Source organism: Cupriavidus necator A5-1 (assembly GCF_000744095.1).
Classification (GTDB): domain Bacteria; phylum Pseudomonadota; class Gammaproteobacteria; order Burkholderiales; family Burkholderiaceae; genus Cupriavidus; species Cupriavidus necator_A.
Window position 1 is genome coordinate 2469807 of sequence record NZ_JQLI01000001.1, and the last position, 18358, is coordinate 2488164.

The following is an 18358-nucleotide window of genomic DNA, read 5'->3' on the forward strand; positions in this document are numbered from 1 at the left end:
CCTAGGCTGCCATCGCGGTGTCGATGGCGCGCTGCAGCCGCTCCATGCCGAAGGTCACGTCCTGGACTACGCCGTTGACGAAGAACGACGGCGTGCCGCGCACCTGGCAGCGAGTGCCGCCCTGCAGGTCGGCGCGGACGCGGGGCAGGTGGCTGTGCTCGGCCATGTCGCGATCATAGCGGTCGAGGTCCAGCCCCGCCATGCCGGCATACTGGCGCAGCGCGTCGGGCTTCAGGCCCTGCGGGTGCTCGTAGAGCATGCGGTACATCTGCCAGAACCGGTCCTGCGCCGCCGCGGCCTCCGCGCATTCGGCGGCGGCTTCGGCGGACGGGTGCCACTTGCTCATCGGGTAGTGCCGGTAGACAAAGCGCACCTGCGGGCCGTAGTGCTCCAGCAGGATCTTCATCGCGCCATAGGCGATGCGGCAGTAGGAGCACTCGAAGTCGCCGTATTCGACGACGGTGACCTTGGCGGTGTCGGGGCCGATGACATGGTCGGCTGGGGTGACGGCGACTTCCGGCATTTGCGTTCTCCGGTACGTGCGCGGCAAGGCATGCGCAAGATCTCTGGTGCGGGAGTTTCAGTTTAGTCGCCGCCGGCGGCAAGCGCGGGGTGTCGCAAAGTCCTTTGGTTACGGCACGATCGACAGGAACAGGTAGGCCGCCAGGATCACCAGGTGCACCACGCCCTGCAGGATGGTGGTACGCCCCATACCCAGCGTCAGGGACGACACCACCAGCGTCAGCACCAGCAGCACCATGTCCTTGGCGCCCAGCCCCAGCTCCAGCGGCTGGCCGATCCAGATGAATACCGCGGCCACGGTCGGGATGGTCAGCCCGATGCTGGCCAGCGCCGAGCCCAGCGCCAGGTTCAGGCTGGTCTGGATGCGGTCCGCGCGCGCCGCGCGCAGCGCGGCCAGCCCCTCGGGCAACAGCACCATGGCGGCAATCACGATCCCCACCACCGCGGCCGGCGCGCCAGCCTTCCGCACCGCGGCCTCGACCGAGGGCGACAGCAGCTTGGCCAGCGCCACCACCAGCACCAGGCAGACGATCAGCAGCGCGCCGCTGGCCAGCGCGATGCGCGCGGGCGGCGGCGGGGCGTGGGCGCTCTCGTCCGAGCTGCCTTCGGCCAGGAAGTAGTCGCGGTGGCGGATGGTCTGCACGAACACGAACGAGCCGTACAGCACCAGCGACATCACGCCCGCGAAGGCCAGCTGCGCCGGCGTCAGCACCGGGCCCGGCGACGAGCTGGTGTAGTTGGGCAGCACCATGGTCAGCACCAGCAGCGCGGCCAGCACCGCCATCGCGGCATTGGCGCCAGGCGCCTGGAAGGCCTGCTCGCGGTGGTGCAGGCCGCCGACGAACAGACACAGCCCGACGATGCCATTGCAGATCAGCATGACCGCGGCAAACACGGTGTCGCGCGCCAGGCCGGCTTTTTCCGGGCCGGACGACAGCATTACCGAGACGATCAGTGCCACTTCGATCACGGTCACGGCGATCGCCAGCACCAGCGTGCCGAAGGGCTCGCCCACCTTGTGCGCCACCACTTCGGCGTGGTGCACGGCAGAGAAGACGGCGCCGGCAAGTGCCGCCGCCATCAGCGCGATCAGCCAGCCCTGGTCGGGCAGCAGCCAGGCCAGGCCAAGCGTGGCCACGGCGGCCAGCGGCGCCCAGAGGGTCCAAGCCGGCAGCTTGTTGGAAGTCAGTGCCATCCCTGTTTTGTCCTTTCTTGTCGTTGTACCGTGCCGGGCGGCACGGGCGTGCCTGACGGCACGCATGATAGCTGAGAGGTGTGCCGCGAAAGCCACGTGGGTGGGTGCGGCAACAGTGGTATGGCAGGCGGGAAGCCGATCGGTTCCCTTCAATTGCCGAAATTTGCGGGCAATTGCATGCGGTTTGCTGCGGGATGCGGGTCGTCGGCGCGAAAGCCGCACTTCAGTGGGTAGACGGTTTGTCTTCTTCAGCCGGCGCGGGCGCGGGCGGCCGCTCGCGCAAGGCGGGATGGTTGCGCAGGATCCACCGCGCGGCAAACAGCAATGCGATCAGGCACCCGAAAAAATACGCGCACAAGGCGACGACGTTTTGCATGGTTTTGATTGACCCGGTGTGTCGGCTCTTGTGGCCGGTGTGGGCCGAGTATGCGCAGCATTCGCAACGTCCGACACCCTCATGAGGTGGGGCAGGCGCCGCTGGCGCCGGGTCACACGAAGGCAAGGGAAGGCAACTCAGGCTGCGTCGGGAATCGGCGCGCCCTGCGCCTTGGGCGCCGGCTCGGCGTGCATGGCGTCTGCCGGCAGGAGGTTCAGGAAGGTCCGCGCCACCTCCGGGTCGCGGCAGGCCAGCCAGTCGTCCCACTGCGCGCGCGGCACAATGACCACCGAGCGCTTCTCGTCGCCCGGCTTGTGGAAGCGCTGCATCACCGGGTGCCGGTCGGAGTTGATGGTCAGCATGGTGAACGACAGGGCCTGGTCCGGCCAGCCGCGCCACAGCCCCGCAATGCCGAAGGCCGGCTCGCCCGGCAGCGTGATGCGCCAGCGCACCGGCTTGCCGGCTGGGCCGCCGGGAACCGCGTCCTCGGGGTAGGCGAATTCGTAGAACGCGGTCGCCGGCACCAGGCACAGCTGGCCCTGGCGCCAGTAGCGGGCAAAAGCGGGGCGTTCGCCCACGGTTTCGCTGCGGGCATTGGTGGTGTCGTAGCGGCGCGCGCCGGGCGGGATGCGCTGGCGCGGCACCATGCCGAAGGTGGCCAGGTCGGCGCTGCGGGCGCCGTCGTCGGTGGCGCGCAAGATCGGCGCCAGGTAGTCAGGGTAGGTCTCGGCCTTGAACAGCCCGGGCGGCGGTTCCACGCCGAAGATATCGCGCAGGACCTGGCGCTGGACCGGGGCGTAGTTGGTGCACATGCGCTGCCTCCTTGCCGTGATGCGGCTATCGTCGGCGCGGCGCGGCATGGCGTCAAGCACACCGCGCCGGCCCGGTGCGGCAGGCGGCGCACCCCGTGCATGGCAAAAACCGTCAGCCGCGCTGGCCGATTCGGCTATTGCCCGCGCCGCGTGGCCCGCTCACACTCTTGCGGCAGCCGCTGCGTGCGGCACCGATTACAACAGGCACCATGCCGGCGCTCCAGGGTCCGGCATCCGGCCCGATCTACAGGAGACACCATGCGCGACTACGTCCAAGCCTTCGACGGATTTTCCTATGACGATGCCGTGGCCCGGCAATTGCACGGCAGCCTGGAGGCGCTCAACGCCTGCGTCGAATGCTGCGACCGTCATGCGCAGCCCGGCCGCATCGCGCTGTTCTGGGAGGGACGCGACGGCGATTCGCGCAGTTGGACCTTTGCCGAGCTGCAGGCGCTGTCGGCGCAGTTCGCCGGCTTCCTGCAGGCGCAGGGCGTGCAGCCAGGCGACCGTGTCGCGGGCCTGTTGCCGCGCAACGCGGCTCTGCTGGTGACGATCCTCGGCACATGGCGCGCCGGCGCCGTGTACCAGCCGCTGTTCACGGCCTTCGGGCCCAAGGCGATCGAGCACCGGCTCAACAGCTCGGGCGCCAAGTTGGTGGTCACCGATACCGTCAACCGTCCCAAGCTCGACGAGGTGGCGGATTGTCCCGCCATCGTCACCGTGGTCGGCGGGGAGGACAAGGAGGGCGCAGGCCCCGGCCGCGGCGACTTCAGCTTCTGGGCCGAGCTGGAACGCCAGCCGGCCTCGTTCGATCCGGTGATGCGCCGCGGCGACGATCCATTCCTGATGATGTTCACCTCGGGCACCACCGGCCCGGCCAAGCCGCTGCTGGTGCCGCTCAAGGCCATCGCCGCCTTTGCCGGCTATATGCGCGACGCGGTCGACCTGCGCCCGGAAGACGCATTCTGGAACCTGGCCGACCCGGGCTGGGCCTATGGCCTGTACTACGCCGTCACCGGCCCGCTGTCATTGGGCCATGCCACCACGTTCTACGACGGCCCGTTCACCGTGGAAAGCACCTGCCGGGTGATCCGCAAGTACGGCATCACCAACCTGGCCGGCTCGCCCACCGCGTACCGGCTGCTGATCGCCGCCGGCGCGGCCGTGTCCGGCCCGCTGCGCGGGCAGTTGCGCGCGGTCAGCAGCGCCGGTGAGCCGCTCAACCCGGAAGTGATCCGCTGGTTCGCCAGCGAACTGGACGTGACCATCCACGACCACTACGGCCAGACCGAACTCGGCATGGTGCTGTGCAACCACCACGCGCTGGCGCACCCGGTGCGCATGGGCGCGGCCGGCTTCGCCAGCCCCGGCCACCGCGTGGTGGTGCTCGACGACGAACAGCGCGAACTGCCGCCGGGCCAGCCGGGCACGCTGGCGCTGGACCTTGAGCGCTCGCCGATGTGCTGGTTCGGCGGCTACCACGGCACGCCGACCAGCGCCTTTGCCGGCCACTACTACCTGACCGGCGATTCGGCCGAACTGAACGACGACGGCAGCATCAGCTTTATCGGCCGCGCCGACGACGTCATCACCACCTCCGGCTACCGCGTGGGCCCGTTCGACGTGGAAAGCGCGCTGATCGAGCACCCCGCCGTGGTCGAGGCCGCGGTGATCGGCAAGCCCGATCCGGAGCGCACCGAGCTGATCAAGGCCTTTGTCGTGCTCGATCCGCAGCACCGCGCCGCGCCTGAACTGGCTGAGGCGCTGCGCCAGCACGTGCGCAAGCGCCTGGCAGCCCACGCCTACCCGCGCGAGATCGAGTTCGTGGCCGAACTGCCCAAGACCCCCAGCGGCAAGGTCCAGCGTTTCATCCTGCGCAACCAGGAAGTCGCCCGCGCGCGCGAAGCCGCCGCTGCCTGACGCGCGCCGGCTGGCTCCGGACCGCTTCCTATAATGAGGGAGCGATTGCCAGGGCCCCCGGTGGTGATGGAGGCCGCGGCGCCGCACCAGGCGCGCCCGCAGGCAGGGGCGCGTGTCTTCCATCTCCAGACCATTCGGGCGAGGCGATCAAAATGCAGAGTAGCGAAGCGGTGCTGACACAGGCGCGCGCAGCCTTGGCGCATGTGCCTTATCAGGGTCATATCCTCCATCCCACGATCAACCTGCGCCTGTCCGACGGCGCGCTGATCCTGGAAGGCGAGGTCGCCGATATCGTCGACAAGACCCGCGCGGCGGCGACGCTGCGGCGCGTGGACGGCGTAACCAGTGTGATCGACCACCTGCGCGTGGCCGACGGCGGCGTCCAGGCGGGCGACGGCGAACTGCGCGATGCGGTTTGCGAGCGCCTGCTCAATGCCATCGACTTCCGCAATTGCAAGATTTGCGCACGCGTCAAGGGCAAGCCCGAGTCCCTGCGCGAAGCCGTTGGCGAACGCAGCGGCTGGATCGAGGTAGAGGCGCACGACGGCGTGGTGACGCTGTGGGGGCAGGTGATCAGCCTCTCGCATATGCGCCTGGCTGGCGTGCTGGCATGGTGGTCGCGCGGCTGCCGCTGCGTGGTCAACGAACTGGTGGTGGCGCCCGCCGAAACCGACCGCGACGATGAAATCACCGAGGCACTGATGCTGGTGCTGGAGACCGATCCCTTCGTCGATGCCGCCCAGGTCAGCGTGCATACCGACAATCGCGTGGTCACGCTGGAAGGCTGCGTCAGCAACGAGAACACGCGTCGGCAGGTCGAGCGCGATGCGTGGTACGTGCACGGCGTGGAGGACGTGGTCAACCACATCTCGCTGCGAGCCTGAAAGGGAACGTCTGGAACGTTGACGGAACGCCGCCGGCGCGGTCACCCGCGGGTGCCGCGCCGTACCGCGGTGTCTTCCATGCGCCAGTAGCGCCGCCGCGCCCGCAGCGCGAAGCGGGCGCGATAGTCCGACATCGACATCCCCGTGGTGCGCTGGAACAGCCGCCGGAACGCGGCAGCGTCGCTGTAGCCGCAGGCCTCGGCGATCGCCTGCGTGCCGTGTAGCGTGACTTCCAGCAGCATGCGCGCGCGCTCCACGCGCAGCGTGTGCAGGTAATCCAGCGGCGTGATGCCCGTGACCTGGCGGAAATGCCGCAGCAGCGTGCGTTCGCTGACCGCGGCGGCCTGCGCGACCGCGGCCAGCCGGTAGGGCTCGCCGACATGGTCCTGCAGCCACTGGATCGCGCGATAGACCGGGCTGTCGGCGGTGCGGCTGAGCCAGCGCTGCGACACCAGCGCCGGCACGCTGCGCTGGCGCTCGGACTGGAACAGCATCAGCTGCGATGCCGCCTGCGCCAGGTCGGGATCGTGCAGGTGCCCCAGCACGCGCAGCATGAACTCCACCTGCAGGGCCGGCGCCACGCACGAGAACACGCGTTCGTGCACGTTCATCGCCTGCTCGCCGCCCAGGTCGCACCGCGGATATTCGCGCGTCATCCAGCTCTGGTACATCCATGGCGCGCCGATGCGCGCGCCGTCCAGCAGCCCGAGCTGCAGCGGGAACAACGCCCCTGACGAACACGCCGCGATCCAGCCGCCGGCCTGCGCGTGTCGCTCCACCAGGCGCAGCGCCGCGGCGTCGCGCCGCACGATCTCGCCGAGCTGCGGCGCGTTGCTGGCGAGCAGGGCCGGGATGACGAGCAGCGAGTGGCCGTCCGCGGCGCGTGCGCGGCGGGTCGAGGGCACCAGCCCGGGGAGGTCGGTGGCCAGCGCGCGCCCGTTGCCGCCGCACAGCTGCCAGCTCAGCGTCGGCGCGGCCTCGGGCCGCTGCAGGCTGGCCACGCCGGCTACGGTGCGCAGCACGTCCAGCGTGGTGAAGAGCGTGCCCGGCATGGCGTCGGGCAGCCATAGCAGGCGGACATGCAGGGGCGTGCTGGTGGAAGCGTTCTGTGCTCGCATGCGAGGGCGTCGGGCAGGGTGGTGGCAAGGGTGCACCGGGTTTGCGTGCGTGCGGCGTCGTGGCCGCTGGCGGGATCGGCATCCGGATTGGCGATATTGATCCTCCCCTAAGTTCCTGGCAAGGGCTAGCATCCTCCAGTCGTGCGGTGGCACAGCGCCGCGCCGCCGCACGGCCCCAACAAGATCAAATCGAGGAGATTCCATGCCGTTGTCCGTCCGCCACGTTGCCGTTGCCGCCGCCCTGATGTTTGCCGGAGCCGGCACCCTTGCCGCCGCCGCCCAGCCCGATGCCGAGTTGCTCGCCGCCGCGCGCGCCGCCCAGCCCGCGCTGGTGCAGTCGCTCAAGGAGATGGTGTCGATCGAATCCGGCAGCGCCAACGCGCAAGGCCTGGCAAAGATGGCCAGCTATACCGAGAAGCGGCTGCAGGCGCTCGGCGCCAAGGTGGAGCGCGTGCCGGTGACCAAGGGCCCGGGCACCATGGTCAAAGCGACCTTCACCGGCAACGGCAAGCGCAGCATCATGTTGATCGCCCACATGGACACCGTGTACCCGGCCAACACGCTGGCCACGCAGCCGATCCGCGAGGAGGGCAACCGGCTCTACGGGCCCGGCATCGCCGACGACAAGGGCGGCATCGCCGTCATCCTGCACTCGCTCGAGATCCTGAAGAACAAGGGCTGGCGCGACTACGCGCAGATCACGGTGCTGTTCAACCCGGACGAGGAAGTCGGCTCGGTCGGCTCCGGCGAGGCCATCGCCGCGCTGGCCGCGCAGCACGACGTGGTGCTGTCGTGCGAGCCCACCGCGGCCAAGGACGTGGTCAAGGCCGAATCGCTGCTGCTGGGCGCCTCCGGCACCGCCACCGCCACCATGCAGGTCAAGGGCCGCGCCTCGCACGCCGGCGCCGCGCCGGACCGCGGCCGCAATGCGTTGATGGAACTTGCCTACCAGCTGCAGCAGACCCGCGACACCGCCAGCCTGGTGCCGGGCTCGCAGCTGAACTGGACCCAGGCGCAGGCCGGCACGGTGCGCAACCAGATCCCGGAAGGCGCCGTGGCCTACGGCGACGTGCGCACCACCGCCAGCGGCGCGGCGGAGAAGCTCAGGGTCGCGCTGCAGGACAAGGTCAAGACCAGCCAGCTGGTGCCGGAGACGCAGACCACCGTGACGATGGAAGAAGGCCGCCCGCCGTTCGTGGCCGATGCGCGCGGCCGGGCGCTGGCCAAGCGCGCGCAGGAAATCTACGCCGAGCTGGACGGCCGCACGCTGGCGCTGGCCGAAGGCACCGGCGGCGCCACCGACGCCAGCTATGCCGCGCGCTCGGGCAAGCCCGCGGTGGTGGAGAGCTTCGGGCTGGCCGGCTTCGGCTACCACGCGCGCGACGAGTACATCGAGCTCGATTCGATCGTGCCGCGCCTGTACCTGATGACGCGCATCCTGGAAGACATCGGGCGCAACTGACGGCGGGCTGGCCGGCGTCCGATAGCGCACTCGTGGCGGGGGCACCGGCCCCCGCAAGCTCCGGACTGTCCCCCGACTGACCCCACTCCCGCTCTGGCCTGCTAAAGTGTCAACGCCGCCCGCCGTGGCGGCCATGACAAGACACAGAGGGGAGACTGCAGATGAACCGCAAAGGCCTGGTCGACGCCGCCATGGCGTTGGAAGACCTCGCAGCCGGCAACATGCCCGCTGCCGCGCAGGTGGCGGCGGGGGCCGCCGCGCTGGAAAAGATCCACGCCGATTACCCGGCCTGGCGCGATGTGGGCGATGCGCTGTTCGGCCTGAAGGCGATTGCCAGCGGCTGCGGCATGGAGTTGGATGCCAAAGGCCGCCAGCGCGCCGAGCGGCTTGCCGATATCGTGCGCAGCCTGATCGACCAGATCTGACGCCCGACTACAGCATCGACTCGATCGGCAGGATCTGCAGGAACCAGATGCCGAGCCGGCGCAACCAGCTCGTGTTGGGTTCGGTGTCGTAACGGATCACTTCGTCGCCGCGCCGTTCCAGCCAGTACAGCTTGCCGGTTTCGTCCAGCTTGACCTGGTAGGCCGCTTGCGGGATCACGCTGGCGAAGGTTGATTCGATCCTTTGCGCCAGTACGGGGCTGTCGATGACGAAGCCCAGTTCCGTATTCAGGTTGGCCGAGCGCGGATCAAAGTTGAACGAACCCACGAACACGCGGCTGGCATCGACCGCAAAGGTCTTGGCGTGCAGGCTCGAGCCCGAGCTGCCGAACGGGCCGGCGCGCTCTTCCTTCCTGCCCGGCTGCGCCGCGCGCCGCAACTCGTACAGGTCCACGCCCGCCTCGAGCAGCGCCTTGCGGCGCTTCGCATAACCGGAATGCACGGCGGCCACGTCGGTGGCCTCGAGCGCGTTGGTCAGCACGCGCACCGCCACGCCGCGCTCGGCGAGCTGCGTGAAGTACGTGGTGCCGCCGGTGGCCGGGACGAAGTAGGGCGAGACCAGGTCCAGCTCGCGCTGGGGCTCGCCCAGGATCTCGCGCAACTGGTGTGCCACCAGCGTGTCGCGCGGCGCCTCGCCCAGCGCCTTGGCGGGATCGTCGCTGACGATGCGGGTGCTGGCCCACTCGAACGTCAGCGTGCCGTCGAGCATGCGCTGCACGTCGGGCAGCTCGCGCACCGCCGTGATGTAGGCGCCTGCGGCCGGGTCTTCTTCGATGCCGCGGGCCTTGCCTTGCAGTTCGGCCAGCCGCTCGACACTGACCGGCAGCACCAGCCGGTCCACGGGGTAGGCCGAGCCGCTGGACCAGTAGCGGTCGAAATCGCGCGCCACCTCGGCGGCCGCCGGCCCGATGGCGATCACGTCCAGGTCGGCGAACAGCACGCCGTCGGTGGCGCCGAAGTACTCGTCGCCCACGTTGCGCCCGCCGATGATGGTGGCCACGCCATCCGCGGTGAACGACTTGTTGTGCATGCGCCGGTTCAGGCGGCGGAAGTCGGTCAGGAAGTTGAGCAGCTTGGGGTGCCGCACCACGAACGGGTTGAAGATGCGCACCTCGACTTGCGGATGCGCATCCAGCGCTGCCAGCAGCTCGTCCATGCCGGCGATGCCGTTGTCGTCCAGCAGCAGGCGCACGCGCACGCCGCGGTCGGCGGCTTCATGCAGCGCTTCGAGCAGCAGCGTGCCGGTCAGGTCGTTGCGCCAGATGTAGTACTGCACGTCGAGCGTGCGCTGCGCGGTGCGCGCCAGTTGCACGCGCGCGGCGAAGGCGGCGTAGGCGTTGTTCAGCGGATGGATGCCGGTGAGCCCGGGATGCCGCTCCAGTTCAGGCGCGATCGCCTTGCCCAGCGCCGTGGCACGGGCTTCTGCAGGGGTAATGGCGGTGGATTCGGTGCGATGGTCCAGCGGAGGCAGTGCGCAGCCACCAAGCAGCGTGGCGCAGCACAGCAGCAGCGAATTGGCGCGCAGGCGGCGATGGAGCGGGAGCGCGGCGTCTGTCGGCGATGGCATGGCTGTCGGCGGGTCTGGTTTGCCCCCCTCTCCCACATGCGGGAGAGGGGGAACACCGGCGAGTTCGCCAAACTTCGCGCCAAACTTCGCCAGCCGTTCGAAACGCGGTCAGGAAGCCGCCACCACCCCACAAGCAATGCGCCCGCCAGCATTACCCGTCGGTTGCGTCTTGTAATCGTCCGGGTCCTTGTGCACCACCACCGCGCGGCCGATCACGCTGTTGGCGCCGGTGCCCACGGTCAGGTCCGGCAGCAGCATGCTGACGCGCACGTTGCCGCTGGCGTCAGCGGTCACGTTGTTCATGTCACCGGCGTGATGGTCGGGCATGGTCATCTGGCCATGCGGCTTGCCGGTCGGGTTGAAATGCCCGCCGGCGCTCATCGCGTCAGGCGCGGAGCAGTCGCCCTTCTCATGAACGTGGAAGCCGTGGACCGTGTTGGGCGGCAGGCCCGTGATTGCCGCGCTCATCAACACGCCGCCGGGCTGCTGCTGGAAGGTCACGGTGCCGGCGGTATTGGTGCCGCTCTTGGGCTGGAGCGTCGCACTCGCCCGGGTCGGACCGGATGTCGTGGACGCGCTGGCTGCCGCCGGGGCTGCGGCAGCCGCGCCGGATGAGGCCGAGGAGCTCTTGCTGGAACCGGCGCAGCCGGCCAGTGCCACGGTCGCGGCGATGCAGGCAGCCAGGGGGGTAAGCAATTGTTTCATCGGAATCCTCTTCTGGTCGTGATTTCGGATGAAACAGTATAGGTCGGCCGGTGCCATGACGGCTTTCCGGTTTTGTCCTACCTGGCGTTACCTGTCAGCCTGGCTTACCGATTACGACCAAGGCTGCGCGCGTCAGGCCGCCACCGCGAGCCGCTGCTGTGCCGCACCAAAATGCGGATGGCGCGAGAACAGGTCCGCCGCCCAGTTGACGAACACCCGCACCTTGGCCGACAGGTGCCGGTTCTGCGGGTACATCGCCGAGATCGGCAGGTCATCGGTCTGCCAGTCGGCCAGGATCTCCACCAGCCGGCCGCTGTTCACGTAGGGCTCGGCCATCGCGCGCGAGATGCGGGCCACGCCGTGGCCTTCCAGCGTGCAGCTCACGTAGACCTCGGCATCGTTGGTAGAGATGGCCGAGGGCAGCAGCACCTCGCTGCGTTCCATGCCGCGCGCCATCGGCCAGGGCATTTCGCGGCCATTGCGGTTGGACAGATAGTTCACCGCCTTGTGCTGCGCCAGCTCGGCCAGGTCGCGCGGCGTGCCGAAGCGGTTCAGGTAGATGGGCGAGGCGTAGAAGGCCAGCTGCACGTGGCCGATGCGGCGAGCCACCATCGATTCATCCACCGGCGCGCCCACGCGCAGCACCACGTCCACGCCTTCCTGCAGCAGGTCGATGGGCTTGCCGTTGGTGGTCAGTTCCAGCTTCAGGTCCGGATAGGCCTGGAGGAAGTCTTGCAGGTTGGGCACCAGCATCATTTGCGCCAGTACCACCGTGGTGTCCACCGACAGCGTGCCGCGCGGCGAGTTGTTCTGCCGTGTCAGCGACTGCTCGGCTTCCTCGACATCGGCGAGGATGCGCACGCAGCGTTCGTAATAGGCCGCGCCGTCGTTGGTCACGCTGATGCGGCGCGTGGTCCGGTGCAGCAGCTTGACGCCCAGGTGGGTTTCCAGGTTCTGGATCAGGCGGGTCAGCGTGGCCTTGGGCAGGTCCAGCGATTCGGCGGCACGCGCAAAGCTGCCGACGTCCACGACCCGGGTGAATGCCTGCATTGATACGAGACGGTCCATGATGAGGTTCCGACGATAGATCCGAACGGCGATGCCGCCCGCGCTCGTGGCGCGCGCGGCCGTTGCTGGTTGTTGTTATGGGATTCTGCCGGCTGGCTGGCACTGGACGCGCGCGCTGGCTGGGCGCGTTGCTCCGGCATGGGTTTATCAGGGCGTCCGGTGCCGCAGGGGTAATCCCCGCCTCCGACCGGGCGCGCACAGGACACCGGACCGCCGCGCGTGCCGAGAGCCGGAGTGAATCACAATTCCCAAGACCTTGTCATGCGTGGGGATTTGGGCTGCGGCAGGCGATCGCGGCGGTCATGACAGCACTGTTGCCGATTATTCCAATCTCGGAACAGTGCATTGGCGATCTCTTGCTTTATCCCATCCTCGTCAATCACCATAATCCGTTGCATCGCAACACTCAAGCGCATCGTTTCCCCCGTGCGCCGGACGTCATGCCACAGAAGCCAGGCCACCGCCCCCATGCCGCCGCCAACACAGCCGGCCAGGCGCAGCCACGCGTGGCCGAGCATACGGTGACCAGCGACGGACGCGAGATTTCGGTGTGCGTGTGCTACCCGGCGGGCTATCCCGCGCCGGGCGCCGACGCGGCGGCCTTGCTGCCCTGGCTGGTGTACCTGCATGCCGGCGGCTTTGTCGATGGCGGCCTGGAGCGGGCGCGCAAGCTGGTGCAGGACCTGGCCGGCGCGGTGCCGGCGGTGGTGGTGACGCCGGCATACTCGCTGGCGCCGGACCATCCGTTCCCGGCGGCGCCGGAGGACGCGCACAGCACGGTGCAATGGGTGCTGCGCAACGCCCGGCGCCTGAAGGTGGACAAGACCCGCTTTGCGCTGGTGGGCGAAGAGGCGGGCGGCAACCTGGCGATCGCGCTGGCGCAGATACTGCGCGACCGCGGCACCGCGCAGCCGCGCGGGCAGTGGCTGATCCGCCCGGTAACGGACCCGTGCCTGCAGCACGCCTCCGGCGCTGGTTTCGACGGTGGGCAGGTGCCGATGGAAACGCTGCGGCGCCTGGCCTGCAACTATCGCGACTACCTGCCCACGCCGGCGGACACGGTGCATCCGTATGCCGCGCCGGCGCTGGCATCACGGCTGGCGGGGCTGCCGCCCACGCTGGTCCAGGTAGCGGAATACGACGCGCTGCGTGCCGAAGGCGAAGCCTTCGCCGAGCGCCTGGGCAAGGCCGGCGTGCCTGCCCAAGCCATGATCATGCCCGGCGCCTGCGGCGACGGCGTGGAAGAGGCCCATGACAGTTGTCAGGCATGGGTCGACGAAGGTGCGCGGTTCCTGCGGCGATGTCTGGCCGCGGCCGACGATACCTCATCCCTGACTGAACGCCGGCCTGCCTGAACGCAGCCGGCCTGGAGCCGAGCCCCCCGGCTGAGCCGCTCCAGACTACCGCCAGCCGGCTCTGCTTCGGCCAGAGCCAGGACCGCCGCAACACGGTAGCGGTCCTACGTCCGACCATCAGATTGGCCATTGTTTCGGTCCGCCCTCGCGGACCGGCAGGCGGCGTTCGGCCATTTGCTTTTCCGGTTGAAGAAAACCCGAACCAGGAGTTTGAGAAATGCAGCAGCAGAAAATACGTACCCTGATCGCCCTAGCCATCGTCGTGGTGCTGGGCGCCGGCGTGGCCGCCGCGGCCCTGCGCGGGGCGTGGCATGGCGGCGAAGCCCATGCCAACACCCCGCCGCCCGCGCCGGCCATTGAAGTGGCCGCCGCGGTCGGCCAGACCATCACCGAGTGGGACGAATTCTCCGGCCGCCTGGAGGCGGTCGAGAGAGTGGAGATACGCCCGCGCGTCGGCGGCACCATCGACGCCGTGCACTTCCGCGAAGGCGCGCTGGTAAAGAAGGGTGATCCGCTCTTCACCATCGACCCGCGTCCTTATGCCGCGGAAGTGGCTCGCGCCGAAGCCGCGCTGGCCGCCGCGCAGGTGCGCGCCGCCCACGCCCAGAGCGAACAGACGCGCGCCCAGCGGCTGCTGGATGACAACGCGATCTCGCGCCGCGAATTCGACGAGCGCATCAACGCCGCCCGCGAAACCGGCGCCAACGTCCGCGGCGCGCAGGCACAGCTGGAAACCGCGCGCCTGAACCTGGCCTACACCCGCATCACCGCGCCGGTGGCCGGACGCGTCTCGCGTGCCGAGATCACCGTCGGCAACCTGGTGGCACCGGGCGCGGCCTCGCCGGCGCTGACCACGGTGGTGTCGGTGTCGCCGGTCTACGCCAGCTTCGAGATCGACGAGCAGAGCTACCTGCGCTACACCGCGCCCGGCGCGGGCGGCGGCCAGGCCAACCTGCCGGTCTACCTGGGCCTGGCCAATGAGGACGGCCATCCGCACGAAGGCAAGATCCAGTCGGTCGACAACCGCCTCGACCCGCGCAGCGGCACCATCCGCGTACGCGCGGTGTTCGAGAACGACGACGGACGCCTGCTGCCGGGCCTGTACGCCAAGGTCAAGCTGGGCGGCGGCGCGCCGCACCCGGCGGTGCTGGTCAATGACCGCGCCATCGGCACCGACCAGGGCAAGAAGTTCGTGCTGGTGCTGGACAAGACCAACAAGCTGGTCTACCGCGAAGTCGAGCTCGGACCCAACTACGAAGGCCTGCGCGTGATCCGCAAGGGCGTGAAGGCGGGCGAGACCATCGTCGTCAACGGCCTGCAGCGCGTGCGGCCGGGCGATACGGTGCAGCCGAAGACCGTGGCGATGGCTTACCGCAGCGAACTGGAACCGCGCGGCAACACGCCGGAGCGCAAGCAGGCCGCGAGCGAGAAGGGCGAGGGTGAGGCAAAGCCGGTGAGTTAAGTCATGCGAGCCGATGGTTTGCTCCCCTCTCCCGCATGCGGGAGAGGGGCCGGGGGAGAGGGCAGGAGCTTCGGCGAAGTGCCGGTGCTTAAACCACCCCTCTCCCTAGCCCTCTCCCCTGAGGGGAGAGGGGACCGGCCTGATGAACATTTAATGCCGTCGCCCCTGGCAATCGCCTGAACTCGCAGACCGAGCGTCCGTAGTTTTTATCGTTCCCCAAGCAGCAGATGGTGCCCGCCACGGCGGGCCGCCAGGGGATCGCTTTAGCAGAGACCAACATGAATCTCTCAAAATTCTTTATCGACCGCCCCATCTTCGCGGGGGTGCTGTCGGTGCTGATCTTCCTGATTGGCGCCATATCGATGTTCAAGTTGCCGATCTCGGAGTACCCGGAAGTGGTGCCGCCTTCGGTGGTGGTGCGCGCGCAGTATCCGGGCGCCAACCCGAAGGTGATTGCCGAGACGGTGGCTTCGCCGCTGGAAGAGCAGATCAACGGCGTCGAGGACATGCTCTACATGTCGTCGCAGTCCAACAGCGACGGCCTGCTCACGCTGACCGTGACCTTCAAGCTGGGCACCGACCCGGACAAGGCCCAGCAGCTGGTGCAGAACCGCGTGTCGCAGGCCGAGCCGCGCCTGCCGGAAGACGTGCGGCGCCTGGGCATCACCACGGTCAAGAGCTCGCCGGACCTGACCATGGTGGTCCACCTGGTCTCGCCCAACGACCGCTATGACATGACGTACCTGCGCAATTACGCGGTGATCAACGTCAAGGACCGCCTCGCGCGGATCCAGGGCGTGGGCCAGGTGCAGCTGTTCGGCTCGGGTGACTACGCCATGCGCGTGTGGCTCAACCCCGAGAAGATGGCCGAGCGCCAGCTCGCCACCAGCGACGTGGTCAAGGCCATCCGCGAGCAGAACGTGCAGGTGGCGGCCGGCGTGATCGGCCAGTCGCCGTCGCTGCCGGGTGCGGACCTGCAACTGTCGGTCAATGCGCAGGGCCGCCTGAGCACGGTGGAGGAGTTCGGCGACATCGTCGTGCGCACTTCCGCCGACGGCGCCGTGACCTACCTGAAGGACATCGCCCGCATCGAGCTGGGCGCGTCCGAGTACGCGTTGCGCTCGCTGCTGGACAACAAGCCTGCCGTGGCCATCCCCATCTTCCAGGCGCCTGGCTCGAACGCCATCCAGATCTCGGATGACGTGCGCAAGACCATGGAAGAACTGAAGCAGAACTTCCCGGACGGCATCGACTACAGCATCGTCTATGACCCCACGCAGTTCGTGCGCCACTCGATCGAGGCGGTGACGCACACGCTGTTCGAGGCCATCGCGCTGGTGGTGCTGGTGGTGATCCTGTTCCTGCAGACCTGGCGCGCGTCGATCATCCCGCTGCTGGCGGTGCCGGTGTCGATCGTCGGCACCTTCGGGCTGATGCATGCGTTCGGCTTCTCGATCAATGCGCTGTCGCTGTTCGGGCTGGTGCTGGCGATCGGTATCGTGGTGGACGATGCCATCGTGGTGGTGGAGAACGTCGAGCGCAATATCGAGGAAGGGCTGACGCCGAAGGAGGCTACCTACAAGGCCATGCGCGAGGTCAGCGGCCCCATCATCGCCATCGCGCTGACGCTGATCGCCGTGTTTGTGCCGCTGGCCTTCATGACCGGCCTGACCGGCCAGTTCTACAAGCAGTTCGCGCTGACGATCTCGATCTCGACCATCATCTCCGCGTTCAACTCGCTGACGCTGTCGCCGGCGCTGTCGGCACTGCTGCTGCGCAGCCACGACGCGCCCAAGGACTGGCTGTCGCGCTGGATGGACCGTGTGTTTGGCGGCTTCTTCAAGCGCTTCAACAGCTTCTTCGGCCGCAGCGCCGAAAGCTATGGCCGTGGCGTGAAGGGGGTGATCCGTCGCAAGGGCTCGGTGTTCGGCGTCTACGCGGTGATGCTGGCGCTGACCTGGGGCGTGTTCCAGCTCGTGCCCAAGGGCTTCGTGCCGGCGCAGGACAAGCAGTACCTGGTGAGCTTTGCCAAGCTGCCTGACGGCGCCACGCTGGACCGCACCGAGGACGTGATCCGCAAGATGAGCGAGATCGCGCTCAAGCACCCGGGCGTGGAATCGGCGGTGGCCTTCCCGGGCCTGTCGATCAACGGCTTCACCAACAGCCCGAGCGCCGGCATCGTGTTCGCCACGCTCAAGCCGTTCGACGAGCGCAAGAGCGCCGAGCTGTCGGGGGCGGCCATCGCCGCGGACCTGAACAAGAAGTACGCGGCGATCCAGGACGCCTTTATCGCGGTGTTCCCGCCGCCGCCCGTGCAGGGCCTGGGCACCATCGGCGGCTTCAAGCTGATGATCGAGGACCGTGCCGCGCTGGGCTATGACGCGCTGTTCGAGGCGACCAATGCGTTTGCCAACAAGGCGCGTGCCACGCCCGAGCTGGCCGGCATTTTCAGCAACTACCAGGTCAACGTGCCGCAGCTCGACGTCAAGCTCGACCGCGTCAAGGCCAAGCAGCTGGGCGTGCCCGTGACCGATGTGTTCGACACGCTGCAGACCTATCTTGGCTCGGCCTACGTCAACGACTTCAACAAGTTCGGCCGCACCTACCAGGTCAAGGTGCAGGCAGACGCGCCGTTCCGCGCCCATGCCGAGGACATCCTGCAGCTCAAGACGCGCAACGCCGCCGGCGACATGGTGCCGCTGTCGTCGCTGGTGCAGGTAAAGCAGGGCTTCGGCCCGGACAGCGTGGTGCGCTACAACGGCTTTACCGCCGCCGACATGAACGGCGGACCCGCTCCCGGCTTCTCGTCGGGCCAGGCCCAGGCCGCAGCGGAGCGCATTGCCGCCGAGACCCTGCCCAAGGGCATCAAGTTCGAATGGACCGAGCTGACCTACCAGGACATCCTGGCCGGCAATGCGGGCGTGTGGATCTTCCCGCTGTGCGTGCTGCTGGTGTTCCTGGTGCTGGCCGCGCAGTACGAAAGCCTGACGCTGCCGCTGGCGGTGATCCTGATCGTGCCGTTGAGCCTGCTGGCGGCAATGACCGGCGTGTGGCTCACGCGTGGGGACAACAACATCTTCACGCAGATCGGTTTCATCGTGCTGGTGGGGTTGTCAGCGAAGAACGCGATCCTGATCGTGGAGTTCGCACGCGAGCTCGAGCATCACGGCCGCACCGTGGTGCAGGCCGCGATCGAAGCCAGCCGGCTGCGTTTGCGCCCGATCCTGATGACCTCGTTCGCGTTCATCATGGGCGTGGTGCCGCTGGTGGTATCGAGCGGTGCCGGCGCGGAGATGCGCCATGCGATGGGCGTGGCGGTGTTCGCGGGCATGCTCGGCGTGACGTTCTTCGGGCTGTTCCTGACGCCGGTGTTCTATGTGGCGCTGCGCCTGCTGGCCACACGTGGCCAGCGCCGCGCGGCTACGCAAGAGCAGGGCGCACGCCTGACCGCATCGGCTGAATAATGGTG

General features: G+C 68.4%; 15 protein-coding genes. 7 read left to right on the forward strand and 8 right to left on the reverse strand.

All coding sequences use genetic code 11. The features are described from left to right. Nucleotide 1: 1 nt before the first annotated feature. The 4 genes from K307_RS10900 to K307_RS10910 form a co-directional block, all read right to left on the reverse strand. Complete coding sequence (locus tag K307_RS10900) at nucleotides 2-523, reverse strand: DsbA family protein (protein ID WP_042878152.1); 522 nt, start codon at nucleotides 521-523, stop codon at nucleotides 2-4. A gap of 108 nt (nucleotides 524-631) precedes the next feature. After that, nucleotides 632-1717, reverse strand: coding sequence for a calcium:proton antiporter (locus tag K307_RS10905; RefSeq protein WP_042878154.1), 1086 nt, complete (start codon nucleotides 1715-1717; stop codon nucleotides 632-634). 223 nt (nucleotides 1718-1940) lie between these two features. Then, the gene (locus K307_RS47735; protein ID WP_155301125.1) at nucleotides 1941-2093 is read right to left on the reverse strand and encodes a hypothetical protein; all 153 of its coding nucleotides are present in this window, start codon (nucleotides 2091-2093) and stop codon (nucleotides 1941-1943) included. A 137-nt stretch (nucleotides 2094-2230) separates the two neighbouring features. Continuing rightward, nucleotides 2231-2905 (reverse strand): SOS response-associated peptidase, encoded by a 675-nt coding sequence (locus tag K307_RS10910; protein ID WP_042878157.1) that lies wholly within the window; start codon nucleotides 2903-2905, stop codon nucleotides 2231-2233. Nucleotides 2906-3163: 258 nt separating this feature from the next. On the opposite strand from K307_RS10910, the gene K307_RS10915 reads away from it, so the two are divergent. Beyond that, a complete protein-coding gene (locus tag K307_RS10915; RefSeq protein ID WP_042878158.1) occupies nucleotides 3164-4825 on the forward strand; it encodes an AMP-binding protein in 1662 nt (553 codons plus the stop codon). Nucleotides 4826-4977: 152 nt separating this feature from the next. After that, on the forward strand, nucleotides 4978-5709 hold the full coding sequence (locus K307_RS10920; RefSeq protein WP_042878160.1) for a BON domain-containing protein: 732 nt from the start codon (nucleotides 4978-4980) through the stop codon (nucleotides 5707-5709). A 41-nt stretch (nucleotides 5710-5750) separates the two neighbouring features. Here K307_RS10920 and K307_RS10925 read toward each other — a convergent pair whose 3' ends face one another. Next, nucleotides 5751-6827, reverse strand: coding sequence for a GlxA family transcriptional regulator (locus tag K307_RS10925; RefSeq protein WP_042878162.1), 1077 nt, complete (start codon nucleotides 6825-6827; stop codon nucleotides 5751-5753). Nucleotides 6828-7029: 202 nt separating this feature from the next. Between K307_RS10925 and K307_RS10930 the strand changes: the two genes are divergently transcribed. Together K307_RS10930 and K307_RS10935 are read left to right on the forward strand one after the other, a co-directional pair. Beyond that, nucleotides 7030-8289: a M20/M25/M40 family metallo-hydrolase gene (locus tag K307_RS10930; RefSeq protein ID WP_042878164.1), complete on the forward strand. Its 1260-nt coding sequence runs from the start codon at nucleotides 7030-7032 to the stop codon at nucleotides 8287-8289. 161 nt (nucleotides 8290-8450) lie between these two features. After that, complete coding sequence (locus tag K307_RS10935) at nucleotides 8451-8714, forward strand: hypothetical protein (protein WP_022538345.1); 264 nt, start codon at nucleotides 8451-8453, stop codon at nucleotides 8712-8714. A gap of 7 nt (nucleotides 8715-8721) precedes the next feature. On the opposite strand, the gene K307_RS10940 is transcribed toward K307_RS10935, so the two are convergent. The 3 genes from K307_RS10940 to K307_RS10950 form a co-directional block, all read right to left on the reverse strand. Continuing rightward, complete coding sequence (locus K307_RS10940) at nucleotides 8722-10299, reverse strand: phospholipase D family protein (RefSeq protein WP_042878167.1); 1578 nt, start codon at nucleotides 10297-10299, stop codon at nucleotides 8722-8724. A gap of 108 nt (nucleotides 10300-10407) precedes the next feature. Next, nucleotides 10408-11004: a superoxide dismutase family protein gene (locus tag K307_RS10945; RefSeq protein WP_042881813.1), complete on the reverse strand. Its 597-nt coding sequence runs from the start codon at nucleotides 11002-11004 to the stop codon at nucleotides 10408-10410. 132 nt (nucleotides 11005-11136) lie between these two features. Next, the gene (locus K307_RS10950) at nucleotides 11137-12072 is read right to left on the reverse strand and encodes a LysR family transcriptional regulator (protein WP_042878169.1); all 936 of its coding nucleotides are present in this window, start codon (nucleotides 12070-12072) and stop codon (nucleotides 11137-11139) included. A 440-nt stretch (nucleotides 12073-12512) separates the two neighbouring features. Here K307_RS10950 and K307_RS10955 point away from each other — a divergent pair, with 440 nt between their 5' ends. The 3 genes from K307_RS10955 (at nucleotide 12513) to K307_RS10965 (ending at nucleotide 18353) form a co-directional block, all read left to right on the forward strand. Next, entirely contained in the window at nucleotides 12513-13427 is a 915-nt protein-coding gene (locus tag K307_RS10955; RefSeq protein WP_042878171.1) for an alpha/beta hydrolase, read from the forward strand. 217 nt (nucleotides 13428-13644) lie between these two features. After that, nucleotides 13645-14889 carry an efflux RND transporter periplasmic adaptor subunit gene (locus tag K307_RS10960; protein ID WP_042878173.1) on the forward strand — a complete coding sequence of 415 codons (1245 nt, stop codon included), beginning with the start codon at nucleotides 13645-13647 and terminating at the stop codon, nucleotides 14887-14889. Between the two features lie 278 nt (nucleotides 14890-15167). Beyond that, complete coding sequence (locus K307_RS10965) at nucleotides 15168-18353, forward strand: efflux RND transporter permease subunit (protein ID WP_042878176.1); 3186 nt, start codon at nucleotides 15168-15170, stop codon at nucleotides 18351-18353. The last annotated feature ends 5 nt before the right edge of the window (nucleotides 18354-18358 follow it).